Here is a 17,722-nt window from a genome sequence, read left to right on the forward strand (position 1 = left end):
GCGGCGGCCTGCGGGCCGTAGAGTGCGCAGGCACCGATGACGAACACCAGCAGCCAGCCGAACAATTTGACCCAGTCGATCGCCTCGGGCGCGGCGCCGGCCGGATAGCCGGCGGCGGCGAGGGCGGACTTGAGGTCCGCGCCGGTGCTTGACTTGAGCGCCTTGAGGCCCGGGCCATCGAGGCCCGAACCATCGGGCATGGCGAGCGCGGCCTGGCCGATGCGGATGCGGGTCGCACCGTCGAGGCTGGGTCGCTGCGAATAGCCGATGCCGGTCGAGGCGAGCAGCGACTTGGCGATGTCGCACGGCGACGAGAATTTGGCGGTGCCGACCGGATCGAACTGTACCGAACAGGTGGCGGGATCGGTCTCGATCACCACCGGCGTTCGCGATTGCGCCGCGACCAGCGCTGGGTTCACCGCGTCGGCGATGGCGTGATAGCCGGGGATATAGGCAACCAGCGCCAGTGCCATGCCGCCGACCATCACCTTTTTGCGGCCGACCCGATCGCTGAGCGCGCCGAAAAACACGTAGAGCGGCGCCGAGACGATAGTCATGGCCATAATGACGAGGTTGACCGTCGCCCCGGCCATTCCAAGCGTCTTTTCGAGGAACACCTGGATGTAGAAGAAGGTCGAATACCAAACCGCGCCCTGGCCGGCCATGAAGGCAAAGAAAGCGATCGCGACGATTTTCAAATTGGCGCGGTCGGCGAAGGCTTCGCGGAGCGGCGCCTTGGTAACCGTGCCTTCCGCCTTGATCTTGGCGAAGGCCGGGCTCTCGTCGAGCTTGAAGCGCATCCAGACCGAGATGGCGAGCAGCAGGATCGAGGCGAGGAACGGGACGCGCCAGCCCCAGACAGCGAACGCCTCCTCACCGACGATCGTCCGGGTGACCAGGATCACGCCGAGCGCCCCGATCAGGCCAACTGCGGCCGACGATTGAATCCAACCCGTCGCCCAGCCGCGGCGATGATCCTCGGCATGTTCGGCGACATAGGTTGCCGCCCCGCCATATTCGCCGCCGAGCGCGGTCCCCTGACAAATGCGGAGAAAGATCAGCAGGATCGGCGCCAGCGTGCCGGCCTGCCCGTAGGTCGGCAGCAGGCCGATGGCGAAGGTCGCGCCGCCCATCAGACTGACGGTGGTAAGGAAGGTCGCCTTGCGGCCGATGCGGTCGCCCATCGCGCCGAAGATGATCGCCCCCAACGGCCGGAAGGCGAAGCCCGCGGCGAACAGGCCCAATGCGGCAATCATCGCCGAAGTTGGCTCCAATCCGGCGAAGAATACCTTGGAAATAACCGAGGCGAGCGAGCCGAAAATGAAGAAATCGTACCATTCGAACGCGGTCCCAGCCGACGAGGCGGTGATGACGCGGGCCATCGACCAGGTCTTGGCCGGTTGCGGCATGTGCTTACTCCCCTCAACCTTTTGCGTTTCGCGGCGACCCTAGCGTGCGGAAAGAGGCGCGCAAGCGGCTCGGGTCAGCGCTTTGCGATCCGTTCGTGGACCGAGGCGACCCTCACGCCCCATTTGGTCACTGTCAGGCGGTTGTCGAGCGCGCGGTCGCCGGGCAGGGCGACCAGCCATTGCTCCACCTGCAACCCGCCCTTCATTGGATAGCGAATGCGGATCGCGCGGCCGATGGCGCGGGTGTCGACCGGTCCGGTGGCGTCGGTCAGCCGACCGGCATAGACGCCCTCGCCGGTCCGCCGCATGAGCCAGCGGCGGGTTCGGGGGTCGGCTCCCTCTACAGAAATCCGCTGATTGAGGGTCAGCGTGCCGGCGGGGCCAATCTTGCCGACGCTGTCGACCGACATCGTCCGGTCCGCCTTGAAGATTTGTTCGAGGCTGGCGTCGCCGTGGGTCGAACCGGTGAAGAAGGCAATCGGATCGAACGCCGGGCCTCGCTCGTTAGCGGCCGGCGGCGGTTGAGACGAACAGCCCGCCAGCACGCACACCGCGAAGAGGCCAGCGCGTTTCAAAGCCCCTGGGCCATGTCGATCACGAAGCGGTAACGGACCTCATTTTTTAGCAACCGCTCATAGGCCTCGTTGACCTGGTCCATGCGGATCATCTCGCAGTCCGGATAAATATCCTTCGCGGCGCAGAAATCGAGCATTTCCTGGGTCTCCGGGATGCCGCCGATGGCCGATCCGCCGACCGCGCGATTGTGGCTGATGAGGAGGCCGCCGTGGTAGCCTGGCATCGGCTCGATCGCGCCGACGATGACCATCCGCCCGGCGCGACCGAGCAGCATCAGGTAAGGCTGGATGTCGTGCGCGACCGGGATGGTGTTGAGGATGAAGTTGAAGCGGTTGCCCGCCGCCGCCATTTGCTCGGCGTCGGTCGAGATAATGAGGTCGTGTGCGCCCAACTCGCGCGCGTCAGCGCCCTTGCTCGGCGTCGTGGTGATCATGGTGACATGCGCGCCCATCGCGGCAGCGAGCTTGACGCCCATGTGGCCCAACCCACCTAATCCGACGACGGCGACCTTGCTGCTTTCGCCGACGCCATATTGGCGAAGTGGTGAGTAGGTGGTGATGCCGGCGCAGAGCAGGGGCGCGACGCGGGCGACATCCATTCCCTGCGGCACCGAACAGACAAAATGGTCGCGGACGATGATATGGTCGGAATATCCGCCCTTGGTCAGCGAGCCATCGTGGCGATCCTTGCCGTTGTAGGTGAAGGTCGAGCCGCCGCGCTCGCAGAACACCTCCCAGCCTTCAAGGCATTGGGTGCATTCCATACAGCTGTCGACCATGCACCCGACGGCGACGGTATCGCCGATGGCGTGACGCGTTACCTCAGACCCGACGGCCGTAACGGTACCGACGATCTCATGGCCGGGGATCGTCGGGTAGCGGGTGCCACCCCAATCGTCGCGGCAAGTGTGAAGGTCGCTGTGGCAAATGCCGGCGTGAGTGATCCTGATCGCGACGTCGTTGGGCCGAAGGTCGCGCCGCTCGAAGCTCATCGGCCTAAGCGGTTGGTCCGCCGATTCGGTGCCCCATCCCTTGGCTTGTGTGGGCATGGCGGGTCTCCTTGGCCTGGGCTAGCGCGCGCGCAACAGCACGCGCTGGGCCTGGGTGAGGTGGGGGCGATCAACCATCTTGCCGTCGACCGACAGCACGCCGGCTTCGGGCGCAGCGGCGAACGCATCGACAATGGCGCGGGCGCGATCGATTTCCTGCGGACCGGGCGTGAAGGCGGCGTTGATCGGCGCGACCTGGGCGGGGTGGATGGCGAGCTTGCCGGTGAAGCCTTCCGATGCGGCGGCGCAGGCCTCGGCGGCGAGGCCCGCTTCGTCGCGAAAATCGGCGAACACGCCGTCGACCGGTTGCACCTCGGCGGCCGCCGCACCGGCCAGGCAGAGCGTGCGGGCGAGCCTGTAGGTGAAGGCGATCTCGCCGTCGGGCCCCAATTTGGAGCTGGCGCCGAGGGCCGCCGACAAATCTTCGGCGCCCCAGCTCATGGCGACGAGGCTCGACCCGCATTCACGGTATGACAGCAGCCCGAACAGCGAGGCGGCTGTTTCGGTGACGATGGCGTGGATCGGCAGGCAACGCGGCGCCAGCGCCCCGGCCAGCGTCGCGACATCGGCGCCGCTCTCAGTTTTGGGCAGCACGACGCCGTCGAGATCGAAATCGTCGAGGGCGTCCAGATCTTCGTTATGCGCATCGGTGCCGAGCGGGTTAATCCTTACCCACCGTTGGGGCTGGCCATCGCGCCGGTCGGGCAGCAGGCCGAGCAAGTCGCGCGCCGTCGACTTCTGCGAAGGGGCGACGCTGTCCTCGAGATCGAAGATGATCGCGTCGGCCTCGCTGGCGAGCGCCTTCATCATTTTGCGGTTGCTGTCGGCAGGTACGAACAGCCAGCTACGAGGCGCGCTCATGCCGGCTTTTTGAGCAGCAGCGCGGAGCGGGTGCACTGGCACACCATCTCACCGCGCTGGTTGAAGCTTTGATGGCGCCAAGTGACGATTCCAGCGTTGGCGCGGGACTTGCTGGCGCGGACCGCAGTGCATTCGCTGGTCGAGCGGAGCGTGTCACCGACGAATACCGGCGCGGGAAAGGTCAGCTGGTCATAGCCCAAATTGGCGATTAACGTGCCAAGCGTGGTGTCGGCGACCGAGACCCCGACCATCAGCCCGAAGGTATAGACCGAATTGACGATCGGCCGGCCGAACTCCGATGCCGCGGCGGCTTCATGATCGAGGTGCATCGGCTGCGGATTGTGGGTCAGCGCCGATATCAGTACATTGTCGGTTTCGGTGACAGTGCGCGTGATCGCGTGGGCGATGGTGTCGCCGACCTGCCACTCGTCGAAATAGCGCCCTGCCATGCCGGCCGTCCTAGGGCAGGACGATTGGCTTGTCAGCCCTGGACGGCCGAGCGTTTCAGACGGGCTTTCAATTCGCACATGCCGATACGGTCGACGGCGAGGTCGGGGGCATTGGAACGGGTGACCGCGGCGATATGGCCGAGCATCTGACCGACGATGTCGACGCTCTGCAAAGCGACCGAGTGGCGCATTACCACTGTCACGTCATTAGCCAGCGTGTCGCCCATCGCCTCGATCAGGCGTCGGGCATATTCCAGTTCCTCCGCCAGCCGGAGCCACAGCGCATTGTCGGTCGGCACCAGCGCCGGGTCGGGCGGCGGCGGATCCCGGCGGAGCGGCCGGCGGGGAGCGGGTTCCTCGGCACGAACCTCGGCCTGCATCAAGTCGCACCTCTGCTGAGGCGTCGCGACGCGCAAATGGGCCGGTGCGCCATAATATGTTTGTCCGCTCAAAGCTGGTTTCCTTGTCCCACGCCGCGGCATAGCCAGGATACAGTAAACAAAGGATTTTATAACCGAAACGGAGCTAATATTTCGGCCACAGCCTGGATGATCGCGGCGCCGTCCAAGCGGTAGGCGGCGTAGAGATCTGCGAGAGTGCCGGTCTGGCCGAAGCGATCGACGCCCAAGGGCGCGACCCGCTGACCGATGACCCCGCCGAGCCAGCTTAGCGAGGCGGGGGCGGCGTCGCACAGGGTGACGAGGCCGGCGCCAGGGGCCAGTCGGGAGAGGAGACATTCGACGTGCGACAGCTCGCGCTTGCCACTCCACCGTGCCGCCTGCGCGCCGATCCAGCTGCGGTGGAGGAGATTGGGCGAGGTGACGGCGAGGAGGCCGAGACCGGGGAGGTCGGCGCTAAGTTCTTCCCAGGCCACGAGCGCCTCCGGCATCAACGCGCCCATCGCGACGATCGCCGCCTCGGCGCCTGGTGCAGGCTCACGCAGCCAGTAGCCGCCGGCCAAGGCACCAGCCTTCCACGCGTTGTCGGCTCGCTCGACCTGGCAGACCGAGCGGGTCGAGAGGCGCAAATAGGTCGACTCACCAGCCGAGTCGTCAATCAGGCGGAAAGCTTCCTCCATCATCGCCGCCAGCTCGTCGGCGAAGGCTGGCTCGTAATGGCGAAGGCCAGGTTGGCCGAGCGCGATCAGCGGCGGGTTGATCGATTGGTGCGCGCCACCTTCTGGACCGAGCGTGATGCCCGAGGGTGTCGCGACGAGCAGGAAACGCGCATCCTGGTAGCAGGCGTAGTTGAGGCTATCGAGGCCGCGGGCGATGAACGGATCGTAGAGAGTGCCTACCGGGAATAGCCGCTGGCCGAACAGGTCCCCCGACAGCCCCAATGCGGCCAACATCAGGAAAAGATTGGATTCGGCAATGCCGAGTTCGATATGTTGACCGTGATTTGTCGCTGTCCATTTTTGCGCGCTCGCAATCTTTGTCGCCGCGAAAACGTCGGGGATTTCGCGCCGTTTGAACAGTCCGCGCTGATTGACCCAGGCGCCGAGGTTGGTCGACACGGTGACGTCGGGCGAGGTGGTGACGATGCGGTCGGCCAGTTCGCCGCCGCCCCGCGATAGATCGAGCATGATCTTTCCGAACGCGGCCTGGGTCGATTGTTCGGCGCCCGTCGGGGCGGCGATGGCGGGGATGGCGACCTGGCCGAATGAGCGGCCGCGCTTGTCGCGGCGGATGCGGCTTTGCTCGACCAGCGCCTCGACCGCCGGGCGGACATTGGCACCGATGCCCGCGAACGGCTCCCATTCCTCGCCCTCCGCGATGCCCATCGCGTCGCGCATGGCATGGGCTTGGGTCGGGTTCATCAGGCCCGAATGATTGTCCTTGTGACCGGCGAACGGCAGGCCAAAGCCCTTGATGGTCCAGGCAACGAACAGCGTCGGGACATCATCCTGCGCGGCGTCGAATGCCTCGACCAGCGATTCCATGCAATGGCCGCCAAGGTTGTTCATCAGGCCGTCGAGCGCGATGTCGTCGTGCGCGTTGAGGAATGGGGCCGCCTTCTTGCCGAGGTCGGCGTCGATCCGCGCTCGCCACGCCGCGCCGCCCTGAAACGACAGCGCCGCGAAGTCGGCGTTGGGCAGGGCATCGAGCCAGTCCTCGACCGCCGGTACCTTAGCCAGCGCGGCGGCGAGGCGTTTGCCATAGCGTAGTTCGACCGTGCGCCAGCCGCACGACGCAAAAATCTCGTCGAACCGCTCGAACATCCGGTCGGCCGAGGTCGCGTCGAGGCTCTGGCGATTATAGTCGACGATCCACCACAGGTTGCGGATGTCGTGCTTGTAGCCCTCGATCAGGCATTCGTAGATATTGCCTTCGTCCAATTCGGCATCGCCGATCAGCGCCACGAACCGTCCGCGATCCTCTTCGGCCAGCTTATCGTGGGTGGTGAGATAATCCTGCACCAGGCTGGCAAAGGCGGTGATCGCCACGCCGAGCCCGACCGACCCCGTCGAAAAATCGACCGGGATCTGGTCCTTGGTCCGGCTGGGATAGCTTTGCGCGCCGCCGAAGCCGCGGAAGTTCCGCAACTGCTCAAGATTCTGCGAACCCAGCAGATAATGGATTGCGTGCAAGACCGGTCCTGCATGCGGCTTGACCGCGACCCGGTCGTTCGGACCGAGCGCGTGGAAATAGAGTGCCGCCATGATCGCCGTCATCGAAGCGCAACTCGCCTGATGCCCGCCGACCTTCAGCCCGTCGGCGGATTCGCGGACATGGTTGGCATGGTGGATCGTCCACGCCGACAGCCAGCGCAGCTTGTCGTCGAGGATATTGAGGGCGTCGATGTTAGGAGGAGTTTTCTTCAACATAAGCGACGCAATAACGTCACGAATCGCGAGCGTCACCCAAATGTCCTCTAAGGGTGGAAAGCGGACGTTCGGGACCGCGCGCTGATCTACCGCAAATGCAACTCGACTGCCATTCACGCCAGTCCTATGGAGCTTCGACCAATCGATCGGTAATTAAGGCGTTTCTTAAGCACGCCGGCCCAGCCGATGTGCCGCGCGCCACCATTTGCGCAAGACTCCGCAAAGACTCCCAAGATTACTTGATTGTCGAATAGAGTCGGTCACCCGGCGCATCCACGTCGCGCATCCTTTCGCTTACTCGACCGTTCTATTGTCGAAGGCGCGGGCAAACGCTTTCCTACTTTGAGGAGAGCAAGATGACCTTATTGAACCAAGCGACGCGAGTGCGGCTCGCGGCGGCGATCGGCCTCGTAGCGCTCACCATGGTTCCCGCATCGGCGCAGAGCCCGACGCCGCGAATGAGCGAGAGCGAGATGCGCACCATGTTGGCGAACTGGCCAAAGAGCGCGCAAATGGCGGCCGCCGACATGATGAAGAAATATGGCCTGCCGCAGGAAGTGACCGCGACGATGCTCAAGTGGCGCAACAATGGGCCATGGAAATACACCATGATCTCGAATTACGAGACCCCGCACCGCTTCCCAGCGCCGCACCCCGATGTGATGACGCAGGCCATCGATTATCGGGTGCCAGCCGCAATGTTCGACGATCTGGCAGCTTATGATGGCAGCGTCACGGCCGATCGCACGCAAGGTCATCTTGCCGCTCGTTGCGACAAGGAAGCGGCCAACTTTCTGGCCATCAACCTTGCCAATGATGTAGTCACTCGCCGCAAGAGCGTCTCTTTGGCTCGCGCTTATTATGCACGCGCGATCAGCACTTTCAAGAAAACAGGCCGCATGGATCCGTATATGCAACAGCTGCAGTTCACGCCGCCACGGAGCGCTAACGATCCGGACATACCCGCCAGAATGTAGTTGGCTCACGGTTCCGTCATTCGGCACCGATGGTCGCGACAAGCGTGGTCGTTGACCCCCCGGGAGTCGCCTGAATCGCCTGCGACCTTCCTAGTAAGCACTAGCTTCGCTGCCGTTAGGGTTGAGCGATCCTGTTCGTCCATAAAGCGTATGTGTCGAAACCTATCTGAAGGACGTATTGGGCTTCATCGGGGTCACCCCCGAATTCATCCGCGCCGATGGCCTCGCGGTCGGTCCCGAGCAGCGTGACGCGGGAATTGCCAACGGGCTGAGCGAAATTGAACGGCTTGCGGCGTGATCGGTGGCCCAAATTGGAAAACGCCCCAGGGATGCAATCAAGGATGCCTGCGCCGTTGACGACCCCGGACGCGCAAATTAGGGCGGCGAGATGAAAATCGCTCGTCGTTCCGCCATCGAATCCACCTCCCGTCGACACCAATCCTGGCCGCTGGCCCTTTTCGTGCTGCTGATGGCCCTGGCCGCCGGCCCTGCGCTGGCCAAAAATGCCGCGCCGGCCGCGACTCAAACCGGGATCCCGCTCAATGCGTCATGGAAACAGAAGCTCTACGCTTTTGCTCGCGGCAAATTAATTCATCCCGCTTGGGGCTGGAGTCATTCGGAGCGAGATTTCCGACTGGCGTCGGAGATCGCCGCAAGGGGAGGGCTGGCGGTCGACAAAGACGTGCTGTTCGCCGCCGCCTTCACACACGACATCGGTGCGATCGGCGAGTTTGAGAAGGATGGCGTCGACCATGCCGTGCGATCGATCGAAATCGCCGAGCCGCTGCTGCGCGAGATGGGCTTTCCGGTCCAGAAAATCCCCGCAGTCAGCGAAGCGATCCTTGGCCATATGCACGATAAGGTGCCGGGACGCCGGAATGAATCCGTCGTGTTGCATGATGCGGACACGGTCGATTTTCTCGGCAATGTCGGCATTGCTCGCCGCCTTTCGGTCACCGGCACGTCGCCGGATTATGCCGGTGGGCTAGCCAAAATTCGCGAATTCGCCGACAAATTGCCAGGGCGGCTGGTGACGGCCACGGCCAAACGCATGGCCGCTCCCAGAGTGATGGAAATGCGCCGTTTCCTGTTCCAGATCAAAGCCGAAACCGCCAACGGACAATTGCCGTAGCTCTCTGCGCGGCGGTCAATAAACCTGAAGCTTGCGGCCGACTAGTGTCACGCCGAAAGCAGCCGTAGCGGGTTCTCGATCAGGGCCTTCATCGCTTGCAGGAAATTGGCGGCGTCCCAGCCGTCGACGACGCGGTGGTCGCAGCTGAGCGACAGGTTCATCAGCTTGCGCGCCTCCAATTCGTCATCGACGATGACCGGCATTTCGCGGACCTTATTGACCGCGATGATTGCCACTTCGGGGCGGTTGATGACCGGGGTCGAGGTGACGCCGCCCATCGGGCCGAGGCTCGACAAGGTAATGGTCGATCCCATCAGCTCGTCCCGGCTGGCTTTCCCTGAGCGCGCGGCCTCAGCGAGGCGGCCGATCTCGCGGGCGAGCTGCCACACCGATTTGGACTGAGCGTCGCGGATCACCGGCACCATCAACCCGCCCGGTGTCTGGGTCGCCATCCCGAGGTGCATCGCGCCGTGGCGGGTGAGCTGCATAGCGTCGTCGTCGAAGGTCGCGTTGAGCATCGGCCAATCGGTGATCGCCTTGCCCATGGCGGCGATCAGGAACGGCAGCAGCGTCAGCTTGGGATTGTCGCCGCGGTCGGCGTTCATCATCGCGCGTGTGTCTTCGAGGTCGGTGACGTCATATTCTTCGACCAGAGTGAAATGCGGGATGCGGCGCTTGGCCTCCTGCATATTCTCGGCGATCTTGCGGCGCAGGCCGACGACCTTGATGGTTTCGTCGGCGCGCATGGGGGAGGCGCCGTGGCGGACACCGCCGCCGTGGTAGAGCAAGTAGGCGTCGAGATCGGCGTGGCGAACGCGGTCCGAGGTGGTCTTCACCTCGGCAAGGTCAATGCCGAGATCGCGCGCGCGTTGGCGCACCGCTGGCGAGGCCAAGACTCCCCTCTCGCTTGCGGGAGGGGCTGGGGATATTCCCTTCGAGGTCGCGGCCTTTTGGACAGGCCCACCCCTCTCATCCCCTCCCGATCGCGGGAGGGGAGGCTTTGGCGCAGCCTCTTCATCCAGCGTCGGATTGGCCCGCTCCATCGCCCCGGTCGGCTTGACCGCGCCGTCGGCCAGGGCGATCTCGTCAGATGCTGTTCCAGCGGACCCGCCGCTGCTCGCGATGCCCCCGGCATCGCTGCGCTGCTCCGTCTCTATCTCGACCAGCACCGAACCGATCGCAATCTGATCACCGACTTCGCCGGCCAGTTTGGTGACGGTGCCCGCGACCGGGGATTCCATTTCGACCGTCGCTTTATCGGTCATGATGTCGGCGAGCTGCTGATCTTCCCCGATCACATCGCCGACCTTGACGTGCCAGGCGACGATCTCGGCTTCGGCGATGCCTTCGCCGATGTCGGGGAGCTTGAATTTGTAGATGCTCATGCGGCCATGACTTTCTTGAAGGCATTCTTCAACCGGATCGGACCGGGGAAATAAACCCACTCATAGGCGTGCGGATAGGGCGTGTCCCACCCCGCGACGCGTTCGACCGGGGCTTCCAAGTGATAAAAACAGCGCTCCTGCACCAGCGCCGAAAGCTCCGCGCCGAAGCCTGAGGTGCGGGTGGCCTCCTGGACGATCAGGCAGCGGCCGGTTTTCCTGACCGATCGTTCGATCGCCTCGATGTCGAGCGGGATCAGGGTGCGCAGGTCGATGACCTCGGCGTCGATGCCATTCTCCTCGACCGCGGCGAGGGCGACATGGACCATCGTGCCGTAGGTCAGCACGGTCAGCGCCTCGCCCGGCCGGACGATGGCCGCCTTGCCGAGCGGAACGACATAATGGCCGTCGGGCACTTCGCTTTCGGCGCGCTTGGCCCAGGGGGTGACCGGACGGTCGTGGTGGCCGTCGAACGGGCCATTATAGATCCGCTTGGGCTCGAAAAAGAGCACGGGGTCGGGGTCCTCGATCGCGGCTATGAGAAGCCCCTTGGCATCGTAGGGGTTGGATGGGATCACGGTCTTGATGCCCACGACATGGGTGAACAGCGCTTCGGGCGACTGGCTGTGGGTCTGGCCGCCGAAGATGCCGCCGCCATAGGGCGAGCGGATGACCAACGGCATCGGCCATTCTCCGGCGGTGCGATAGCGCATCTTGGCGACTTCGCTGACGATTTGATCGTAACCGGGGTAGATATAGTCAGCGAACTGGATTTCGACGACGGGCTTCAGGCCATAGGCAGCCATCCCGATTGCGGTGCCGATAATTCCGCCTTCGCTGATCGGCGCGTCGAAGCAGCGGGTCTTGCCGAACTGTTTCTGCAATCCCTCGGTCGCCCGGAACACACCGCCGAAATAGCCGACGTCCTCGCCATAGACGACCACATCGGGGTCGCGCGCCATCATCACTCGGTGGGCGTCGTTGATCGCCTGGATCATGTTGCGACCCGTAGTTTTGACGGCGCTCATGACGGTTCGCGGCCGAGATATTCGCGCGCTTCGGCCAGCGCCAGGTCGCGCTGTTCGGCGAGGTGCCACGGGGTGACGGCGTAAACGTCTTTGAACATCGAGGGGATGTCGTCGAAGCCCTGCTGCGGCAGAATGCCCTGTTTCTCCGCTTCCTTCTGTGCGGCGCGGACGGTGGCATCGATTTGCTTGTCGAGCGCCGCGTCGCGCTCATCGTCCCATTCGCCAAGTGCCACCAGGTGCGCCTTCAGCCGCGCGACGGGGTCGCCGAATGGCCACTGCTCGGCCTCGCCCTTGGGACGGTATCCGGTCGGGTCGTCGGAGGTCGAATGACCCTCGGCGCGGTAGGTGAAATATTCGATCAGGGTCGGGCCCTTGTTGATCCGTGCGCGCTCGACCGCCCAGCGGGTCGCGGCATAAATGGCGAGCGCGTCATTGCCGTCGACGCGCAGCCCGGCGATGCCATAGCCGACCGCGCGCGCGGCGAAGGTCGCCTGCTCGGCCCCAGCGATGCCGGAAAAGCTGGAGATCGCCCACTGGTTGTTGACCACAGCGAGGATGACTGGTGCCTGGTAAACCGCGGCGAAGGTGAGGGCCGAATGAAAGTCGCCTTCCGCCGTTGCGCCGTCGCCGATCCAACCCATGGCGATGCGGCTGTCGCCCTTGATCGCCGACGCCATCGCCCAGCCGACCGCCTGCGGATATTGGGTGCCAAGATTGCCCGAGATCGAGAAGAAGCCATGCTTCTTGTCCGAATACATGATCGGCAACTGGCGGCCTTTGAGCGGGTCGCCCTGGTTCGAGTAGATCTGACACATCATCGTCACCAGCGGATAGCCGCGCGCAATGAGCAGGCCCTGTTGGCGATAGGTCGGGAAGTGCATGTCCTCCGGATCCATCGCGGCGGCGGCGGCGACCGCGATCGCCTCCTCCCCGGTGCACTTCATGTAGAAGCTGGTCTTGCCCTGCCGCTGCGCGCGATACATGCGGTCGTCGAACACCCGCACGGTCTTCATGTCGGTCAGCATCTTGCGCAGCGTTTCGGGGTCGAGCTTTGGATCCCACGGTCCAACCGCCTGGCCGTCACCGTCGAGCACGCGGACGAGGTGGGTGGTGAGCGGGTGAGTTTCTTCCGCGCTGGCTGCGACATCGGGCCGCTGCGCCTCGCCGGCCGCGGGCACTTTGATTTTCGAGAAGTCGGGCGCGTCGCCCGGCCGGTAAGCTGGTTCGGGCACATGCAGCGCCAGCGCCGGCCGGTTGGGGCGGGGGGAAGCTTTATCGCTCATTGCTCGCCGCTTAGTGCGGAGCGGGCATGGGAGCAACTGTCGGGCGTTGCCGGCCGCCAGCTCCTTCGTTCTCTACCCTTCCGCTACCACTCGCTACTCCACCGTTCGTCGAATTGACGGGCGGCGGCGCGAAGCGCTAGGGCGCGCGTCATGCCCGACGCCAAAAAGCCCTTCCCCGATCGCCTCTCGCTCGACGCGCGCAGTCCCTATTTCGACCAAGAGGTGTTGGCGCAGGGGGTCGGCATCCGCTTCAATGGGGCGGAGAAGACAAATGTCGAGGAATATTCAATTAGCGAAGGCTGGATCCGCGTAGCGGCCGGCAAGAGCCGCGATCGCTTGGGCAACCCGATGACGATCAAACTAAAGGGCAAAGTCGAGCCCTATTACAATGGTGAGGGCATCGACGAAAAAGACCCCGGCGCGGACGCCGAGGCCTGATCTTCTAGCGATGATCGCCGCTTAGACCGCGCCGCGCCGGCTGCGGCGGCGGTCGTAGAGTTTTTTCGCGACCCAGCCCGCGCCGAGCGCCAGCCCAAGCGGGCCGAGCCCGCGCCGGGCGATAGCCGGAATGGCGGCACCGATTATCGCGCCCTTGGCGCCCGAATTGCGGCCCGCGATCTTTTCGCCGGCGATGGCTCCCAAAATCTTGCCCAGCATGATGGTCCTTTCCGAATGAATAAATTCAAACGCTAAGCGAACAGAGCAACCGCGCGGTTCCGCGCTGGACTTGGTCGAAAATCCCAATGCTCGGTAGGATATTCCGCCAACTTTCGCGCAGATGAACGGCTGGCGCCTCAATTTTCCCGGAAAACTGCAATTGGCACAACCCTTGTAAAGAATGAGGCATGAACAGCGGTTCATCGGATCGCGGTTTGCCAAAGGGAGAATGTCATGTCTGGTTTGAAGTTTAACCGTCATCTGCTGGTGGCCTTCGCGTCGCTGCTGATGAGCTCGATCGCGGTTGGCGCCGCAGTGTCTCCGGCGCCACTGTCAGCCGCTCCGGTAGAAATCGTGACCTATGCCTGAACTGGAGCCGATTATGGCCCGCCCGGTGGTCCGCATCCCCCGACCGGCCGAGGCGAGGACCGAGACGAGCATCAGCTTCGCGCCGCTCGCCGGGATCCTGTCGGGCCCGATCTTCACCCGCACCCGCGACATCATCGCGGCGAACATGACGGACCTGCTCGACCGGTCGGAAGACCCGGCGCGTATGATCCGCATGATCATCGTCGAGATGGAAGAAACATTGGTCGAAGTGCGTGCCACCGCCGCCCGATCGATCGCCGACATGAAGGAATTGCGGCGCGCCTGCCTGCGGCTGGACGATCTCCAGTCGAGCTGGACCGAGAAGGCCGAGCTGGCGCTGTCGAAGGGCCGCGAGGACTTGGCGCGCGCGGCGCTGATCGAGCGGCAGAAGGCCGCCGAGATGGCCGAGGGGCTTTACCAGGAGGTCAGTCAGATCGAGGCGGTGCTGAAAAGCTATGAGGCAGACATTCAGCGGCTGCAGGCCAAGCTAGCCGAAGCCCGCGCCCGGCAGAACGCGATCGCCAGCCGGTTCGAGAGCGCGATCGCCCGCGCCCGGACGAGCGAGTTGCTGCACGGCAGCCGCACCGAGCAAGCGTTCGCCAAATTCGAACTGCTCGAACGTCGCGCCGACTTTGCCGAGGGCCGCGCCGATGCGCTCGGCCTCGCCGGCCCAAAAAGCCTGGAAGAAGAAATCGCCGAGCTACGTGCCGACGAAACGGTCGACGTCGAACTCGACGCCTTGAAAGCCGCGCTCGCGGCGAACAATTGACGGGAAGGAAATGGGGAATGTCCTTGCGCAATCGCTACTCGATGAATCGCCGCGACAAGAAGGTGGCCGGGGTGTGCTCGACCCTCGGCGAGATCTTCAACATCGATCCGACTTTCGTCCGGATCGGCTTTGCCGCCGCCGCGCTGCTGATCAGCTGGAAGCTGGCGATCGTCGCCTATGTTGCGGCTGGCATTTATCTCCATATGCAGAAGCGAAAGCTGAGCCGTGGGCCAGAGCGGCCGTCGGACTTTGAGCGAATGGAACAGAAGGGCAAGGGCCGGGCCTCGATCCACGACCTGCGCACCACGCTCGACGTCAACGATCGGCGGATGATGGCGATCGACCATCACCTCAATAGCCAGAACGATGAGCTTGCCCGCGAGATCGAGGCGCTCAAGGAGGAGAAGTGATGATGGACCCGGTTTCCGTCGCGCTGGTTGGCGTCAGCGTCCTGCTGACGATCGGGTTGGCCGCCTTCGCCGCCCTCAAGGGCTGGCAGGCGTGGCTCGACTATAAGCGGCTCGAACTGGCGAGCGGCATCGGCGATGTGACGCTCCCCCCGGCGGGCGGGCGGATCGAACTCGCCGATCTGAAGGAGCGGGTGCGCAAGCTCGAGGCGATCGCCGCGGGGATCGACCTGTAGGTTGTTAAAAGGAGAAACTCGCCGTGGCTCGAATGTCGCGTCCGGCGATCGGGGCGAAATCCTTGAGCAAACTGGTCGATCGGCGCGCCTCGACATCGAAAATATTGTTGGCGGCGAGCGACAGGGTCAGGTCGGGTCGCTCGACGAGCGGCTTCCAGTCGATGTTGGCGTTGACCAAAGTGAAGCCGGCGGTTTCCAGTTCCAACCGAGCGTTGCGGCGCTGCGCCCAGTCATGCTCGACCTCGAGCCGGCCGTTGACCCTCCCCGCCTTGCCGGTCAGCGCGCCCTGGACCCGCAACGGCGGGATCAGCGGTGCAGGGCCGACGCCCTTGATTTGAGCTCTGGTCGCATCGGCGACGCCCTCTACACCCCATTCTACCCCGCCGATCTTGCCGAGCCGAACCTCTGCTTCGGTTTCGAACCCGGTATAGGTCGCCCGGCCCTGCCGCGCCTGGTAGACGGGTAAATCATCCTCGATCTCGCCGGTCGGGGCTTCGTATAAAAAATTGCCGAAGCGGCTGCCATAGACGGTCGCGGTCAGGGTGAACGCGTCGCTCGCATGCTTGACGCTGGCTTCGAAGCCGACGCTCTTTTCGATGTTTAGATCGGGATCGCCGACCTGGAAGCTGGCGTTGCCTCCGTGCGGGCCGTTGGCGAACAGCTCTTCAGCGGAAGGCGCGCGCTGCGAGCGGGCGATATTGAGACCGATGGTCCACGCCTTCGACAGCGCATAACGGCCGCCCGTCGACAGCGACAGGGTCGAAAAATTGCGCTTGAGATTGGGGTTGCCGACCACGTCGCTGGCATCGGCCTTCAGGTCGTTGCGCTCGTACCGTGCGCCGGCCTCGACCCGGAACGGGCCTTGTTCGAGGTGCTGGACGGTGAACAGGCCGAAGCTTCGCTGATGGACCGGCGGCAGAAACTGCTCGTCGCCATCAATGTACTGCTTCAGGTCGAGATATTGCACCCCTGATGCGCCGCCCCGGCCGCCGACCGTGTCGCGCTGGTCGAGGTCGAGACGCACTTCACCGCCCTTCGAAAAGATGCGACTGCCGATCTCCCCGTCGGCGGCAATCTCGGCATGGTTGTAGTTTGAGTAGCCGCCGCGAAGCCGCACTTTCTTCAGAAATCCTTCCAGCGGAATTTCGGCGCGTGCGTCGTAGCGAGTCTGGTGGACATCGATATGGGTCGCTTCGGACTCGATGTCAGGGTCGAGCGAATAGCGGATCGGAACGCCATAAAAAGCGGTGTGACGCGTAACCGAAGCGCCGATGTTGAGCCCGCCATCGACATAGGCCAGCGCTCCCGCCGCCTCGAACGTGCGGCCGTCGCTGTTGGGTAGCTTGCCCCTCAGATCGGCGAGCGCGCGGACGTCGGCGGCGGGGCTGGCTGCGGCCTGGCGGCGAAGCGGCCTCGCGAGAATGAAGCCGCCGGTTTCGAGGTCTCCGTTCTTGGTCCAGCTGACATCGCCATGGGCAACGATGTGACCGGCGATCGGCACGTCGACCTTGCCGCTGAGCAGCTTTTCTTTGGCGGCGGATGCGTAGGCGGCGATTCCCGCGGCGTGGAGCGGAGCGTCGGGCATATGCCGCGGAATGCGGGAGTCGATGACGTTGACCACCCCGCCGACTGCCGACGAGCCGAAGATTAGCGCGGCGGGGCCGTGCAAAACCTCGATCGATTCGGCGTTGAGCGGGTTGATCGCCACGGCATGGTCGCTACTCGACGCGGAGACGTCGAGGCTGCCGATGCCGTCGGTGAGGATGCGGATACGGTCGCCGGCCAGCCCGCGCAGCACCGGGCGAGCGACATTGGGGCCTGAGCCCGAGGCGGACACGCCCGGCTGGCTAGCGAGCGTCGCGCCAAGTGTCGGGCGGATCGCATTGGCCAAATCCTCGCCGCCGAGCACGCTGACTTCGCCCAGCACATCGTCGGTGCGGCGCCGGCTGCCGGTGACGACGATCACGTCATTCGTGTCGGACTTGTTAGCGGCGGCAGGCGGCGCGTCCGTACCGGCGGCTGCCTCGCCTGAGGCTTCGGCGGGAACTGCGTCGGCCGTCTGGGCGAAGGCGGGTGCGGCAACGGCCGCCGCGGTGGCGAACAGGATGATGGAACGGATCATGGGATTCCCGTGGGAGGTTGGCTCCCTCTAGCCCAGGATGATACAACATCGCAAACCTGACAGTGGGCATTCGTCGTGCGGCCCGTGCCGTTCGTCGAAGCAGGGCTCTCGCGCGGGACGGCGAGCTGCGCTAGGCGCTTCGCCATGTTCATGACTCACCTCGACTGCTCGCTGACCGGCGAGCGCTACG

At 64.2% G+C, this 17,722-nt stretch carries 19 protein-coding genes; 7 read left to right on the forward strand and 12 right to left on the reverse strand.

All coding sequences use genetic code 11. The features are described 5' to 3' along the window. From H0W65_RS09705 to H0W65_RS09735, 7 genes are all read right to left on the reverse strand, one after another. The coding region (locus tag H0W65_RS09705) for an MFS transporter (RefSeq protein WP_294007044.1) at positions 1 to 1,409 on the reverse strand (1,409 nt) is incomplete at its 3' end. Between the two features lie 74 nt (positions 1,410 to 1,483). Further along, entirely contained in the window at positions 1,484 to 1,984 is a 501-nt protein-coding gene (locus tag H0W65_RS09710) for a DUF3833 family protein (protein WP_294007047.1), read from the reverse strand. After that, a complete protein-coding gene (locus H0W65_RS09715; protein WP_294007050.1) occupies positions 1,981 to 3,033 on the reverse strand; it encodes an NAD(P)-dependent alcohol dehydrogenase in 1,053 nt (350 codons plus the stop codon). The genes H0W65_RS09710 and H0W65_RS09715 overlap by 4 nt, the downstream gene beginning before the upstream one ends. 21 nt (positions 3,034 to 3,054) lie before the next feature. Beyond that, positions 3,055 to 3,894 (reverse strand): CoA ester lyase, encoded by an 840-nt coding sequence (locus tag H0W65_RS09720; RefSeq protein WP_294007053.1) that lies wholly within the window; start codon positions 3,892 to 3,894, stop codon positions 3,055 to 3,057. Then, positions 3,891 to 4,343, reverse strand: a complete 453-nt coding sequence (locus H0W65_RS09725; RefSeq protein WP_294007056.1) for a MaoC family dehydratase — start codon at positions 4,341 to 4,343, stop codon at positions 3,891 to 3,893. Before H0W65_RS09725 ends, H0W65_RS09720 begins: the two co-directional genes overlap by 4 nt. Positions 4,344 to 4,375: 32 nt before the next feature. Further along, positions 4,376 to 4,795 carry a hypothetical protein gene (locus H0W65_RS09730; protein ID WP_294007060.1) on the reverse strand — a complete coding sequence of 140 codons (420 nt, stop codon included), beginning with the start codon at positions 4,793 to 4,795 and terminating at the stop codon, positions 4,376 to 4,378. A gap of 56 nt (positions 4,796 to 4,851) precedes the next feature. Continuing rightward, complete coding sequence (locus H0W65_RS09735) at positions 4,852 to 7,170, reverse strand: transketolase (protein ID WP_294007063.1); 2,319 nt, start codon at positions 7,168 to 7,170, stop codon at positions 4,852 to 4,854. Positions 7,171 to 7,628: 458 nt separating this feature from the next. Between H0W65_RS09735 and H0W65_RS09740 the strand changes: the two genes are divergently transcribed. Continuing rightward, entirely contained in the window at positions 7,629 to 8,147 is a 519-nt protein-coding gene (locus tag H0W65_RS09740; protein ID WP_294007066.1) for a hypothetical protein, read from the forward strand. A 469-nt stretch (positions 8,148 to 8,616) separates the two neighbouring features. Next, positions 8,617 to 9,279 carry an HD domain-containing protein gene (locus tag H0W65_RS09745; protein ID WP_294007097.1) on the forward strand — a complete coding sequence of 221 codons (663 nt, stop codon included), beginning with the start codon at positions 8,617 to 8,619 and terminating at the stop codon, positions 9,277 to 9,279. A gap of 47 nt (positions 9,280 to 9,326) precedes the next feature. Here the strand turns inward: H0W65_RS09745 and H0W65_RS09750 are convergent, their stop codons facing one another. The 3 genes from H0W65_RS09750 to H0W65_RS09760 are packed head-to-tail and all read right to left on the reverse strand — an operon-like array spanning position 9,327 to position 12,972. Further along, positions 9,327 to 10,664 carry a dihydrolipoamide acetyltransferase family protein gene (locus H0W65_RS09750; protein ID WP_294007069.1) on the reverse strand — a complete coding sequence of 446 codons (1,338 nt, stop codon included), beginning with the start codon at positions 10,662 to 10,664 and terminating at the stop codon, positions 9,327 to 9,329. Beyond that, the gene (locus H0W65_RS09755) at positions 10,661 to 11,689 is read right to left on the reverse strand and encodes an alpha-ketoacid dehydrogenase subunit beta (RefSeq protein WP_294007071.1); all 1,029 of its coding nucleotides are present in this window, start codon (positions 11,687 to 11,689) and stop codon (positions 10,661 to 10,663) included. Before H0W65_RS09755 ends, H0W65_RS09750 begins: the two co-directional genes overlap by 4 nt. Then, positions 11,686 to 12,972 carry a thiamine pyrophosphate-dependent enzyme gene (locus H0W65_RS09760; RefSeq protein WP_294007074.1) on the reverse strand — a complete coding sequence of 429 codons (1,287 nt, stop codon included), beginning with the start codon at positions 12,970 to 12,972 and terminating at the stop codon, positions 11,686 to 11,688. The genes H0W65_RS09755 and H0W65_RS09760 overlap by 4 nt, the downstream gene beginning before the upstream one ends. 150 nt (positions 12,973 to 13,122) lie before the next feature. Here H0W65_RS09760 and H0W65_RS09765 point away from each other — a divergent pair, with 150 nt between their 5' ends. Then, on the forward strand, positions 13,123 to 13,410 hold the full coding sequence (locus tag H0W65_RS09765; RefSeq protein WP_294007077.1) for a DUF3297 family protein: 288 nt from the start codon (positions 13,123 to 13,125) through the stop codon (positions 13,408 to 13,410). Positions 13,411 to 13,431: 21 nt separating this feature from the next. On the opposite strand, the gene H0W65_RS09770 is transcribed toward H0W65_RS09765, so the two are convergent. Further along, on the reverse strand, positions 13,432 to 13,629 hold the full coding sequence (locus H0W65_RS09770) for a hypothetical protein (protein ID WP_294007080.1): 198 nt from the start codon (positions 13,627 to 13,629) through the stop codon (positions 13,432 to 13,434). A gap of 234 nt (positions 13,630 to 13,863) precedes the next feature. On the opposite strand from H0W65_RS09770, the gene H0W65_RS09775 reads away from it, so the two are divergent. The 4 genes from H0W65_RS09775 to H0W65_RS09790 are packed head-to-tail and all read left to right on the forward strand — an operon-like array spanning position 13,864 to position 15,410. Beyond that, complete coding sequence (locus H0W65_RS09775) at positions 13,864 to 13,998, forward strand: hypothetical protein (RefSeq protein WP_294007083.1); 135 nt, start codon at positions 13,864 to 13,866, stop codon at positions 13,996 to 13,998. A gap of 13 nt (positions 13,999 to 14,011) precedes the next feature. Beyond that, the gene (gene pspA / locus H0W65_RS09780) at positions 14,012 to 14,767 is read left to right on the forward strand and encodes a phage shock protein PspA (protein ID WP_294007086.1); all 756 of its coding nucleotides are present in this window, start codon (positions 14,012 to 14,014) and stop codon (positions 14,765 to 14,767) included. 17 nt (positions 14,768 to 14,784) lie between these two features. Then, positions 14,785 to 15,177, forward strand: coding sequence for a PspC domain-containing protein (locus H0W65_RS09785; protein WP_294007089.1), 393 nt, complete (start codon positions 14,785 to 14,787; stop codon positions 15,175 to 15,177). After that, positions 15,177 to 15,410 (forward strand): hypothetical protein, encoded by a 234-nt coding sequence (locus H0W65_RS09790; protein ID WP_294007092.1) that lies wholly within the window; start codon positions 15,177 to 15,179, stop codon positions 15,408 to 15,410. Before H0W65_RS09785 ends, H0W65_RS09790 begins: the two co-directional genes overlap by 1 nt. 4 nt (positions 15,411 to 15,414) lie before the next feature. On the opposite strand, the gene H0W65_RS09795 is transcribed toward H0W65_RS09790, so the two are convergent. Continuing rightward, the gene (locus H0W65_RS09795; RefSeq protein ID WP_294007094.1) at positions 15,415 to 17,532 is read right to left on the reverse strand and encodes a TonB-dependent receptor; all 2,118 of its coding nucleotides are present in this window, start codon (positions 17,530 to 17,532) and stop codon (positions 15,415 to 15,417) included. Positions 17,533 to 17,722: the final 190 nt, after the last annotated feature.

The sequence above is a fragment of the Sphingomonas sp. genome (assembly GCF_013816785.1).
Lineage (GTDB): Bacteria > Pseudomonadota > Alphaproteobacteria > Sphingomonadales > Sphingomonadaceae > Sphingomicrobium.

What these genes read in the sequence shown, in the direction of transcription:
- H0W65_RS09765 (WP_294007077.1), top strand. Translation starts at nt 13,123, where the DNA reads ATGCCCGACGCCAAAAAGCCCTTCCCCGATCGCCTCTCGCTCGACGCG.
- H0W65_RS09735 (WP_294007063.1), bottom strand. Translation starts at nt 7,170, where the DNA reads ATGTTGAAGAAAACTCCTCCTAACATCGACGCCCTCAATATCCTCGAC.
- H0W65_RS09785 (WP_294007089.1), top strand. Translation starts at nt 14,785, where the DNA reads ATGTCCTTGCGCAATCGCTACTCGATGAATCGCCGCGACAAGAAGGTG.
- H0W65_RS09795 (WP_294007094.1), bottom strand. Translation starts at nt 17,532, where the DNA reads ATGATCCGTTCCATCATCCTGTTCGCCACCGCGGCGGCCGTTGCCGCA.
- H0W65_RS09790 (WP_294007092.1), top strand. Translation starts at nt 15,177, where the DNA reads ATGATGGACCCGGTTTCCGTCGCGCTGGTTGGCGTCAGCGTCCTGCTG.
- H0W65_RS09770 (WP_294007080.1), bottom strand. Translation starts at nt 13,629, where the DNA reads ATGCTGGGCAAGATTTTGGGAGCCATCGCCGGCGAAAAGATCGCGGGC.
- H0W65_RS09720 (WP_294007053.1), bottom strand. Translation starts at nt 3,894, where the DNA reads ATGAGCGCGCCTCGTAGCTGGCTGTTCGTACCTGCCGACAGCAACCGC.
- H0W65_RS09725 (WP_294007056.1), bottom strand. Translation starts at nt 4,343, where the DNA reads ATGGCAGGGCGCTATTTCGACGAGTGGCAGGTCGGCGACACCATCGCC.
- H0W65_RS09760 (WP_294007074.1), bottom strand. Translation starts at nt 12,972, where the DNA reads ATGAGCGATAAAGCTTCCCCCCGCCCCAACCGGCCGGCGCTGGCGCTG.
- H0W65_RS09715 (WP_294007050.1), bottom strand. Translation starts at nt 3,033, where the DNA reads ATGCCCACACAAGCCAAGGGATGGGGCACCGAATCGGCGGACCAACCG.
- H0W65_RS09740 (WP_294007066.1), top strand. Translation starts at nt 7,629, where the DNA reads ATGAGCGAGAGCGAGATGCGCACCATGTTGGCGAACTGGCCAAAGAGC.
- H0W65_RS09745 (WP_294007097.1), top strand. Translation starts at nt 8,617, where the DNA reads ATGGCCCTGGCCGCCGGCCCTGCGCTGGCCAAAAATGCCGCGCCGGCC.
- H0W65_RS09750 (WP_294007069.1), bottom strand. Translation starts at nt 10,664, where the DNA reads ATGAGCATCTACAAATTCAAGCTCCCCGACATCGGCGAAGGCATCGCC.
- H0W65_RS09755 (WP_294007071.1), bottom strand. Translation starts at nt 11,689, where the DNA reads ATGAGCGCCGTCAAAACTACGGGTCGCAACATGATCCAGGCGATCAAC.
- pspA (WP_294007086.1), top strand. Translation starts at nt 14,012, where the DNA reads ATGGCCCGCCCGGTGGTCCGCATCCCCCGACCGGCCGAGGCGAGGACC.
- H0W65_RS09775 (WP_294007083.1), top strand. Translation starts at nt 13,864, where the DNA reads ATGTCTGGTTTGAAGTTTAACCGTCATCTGCTGGTGGCCTTCGCGTCG.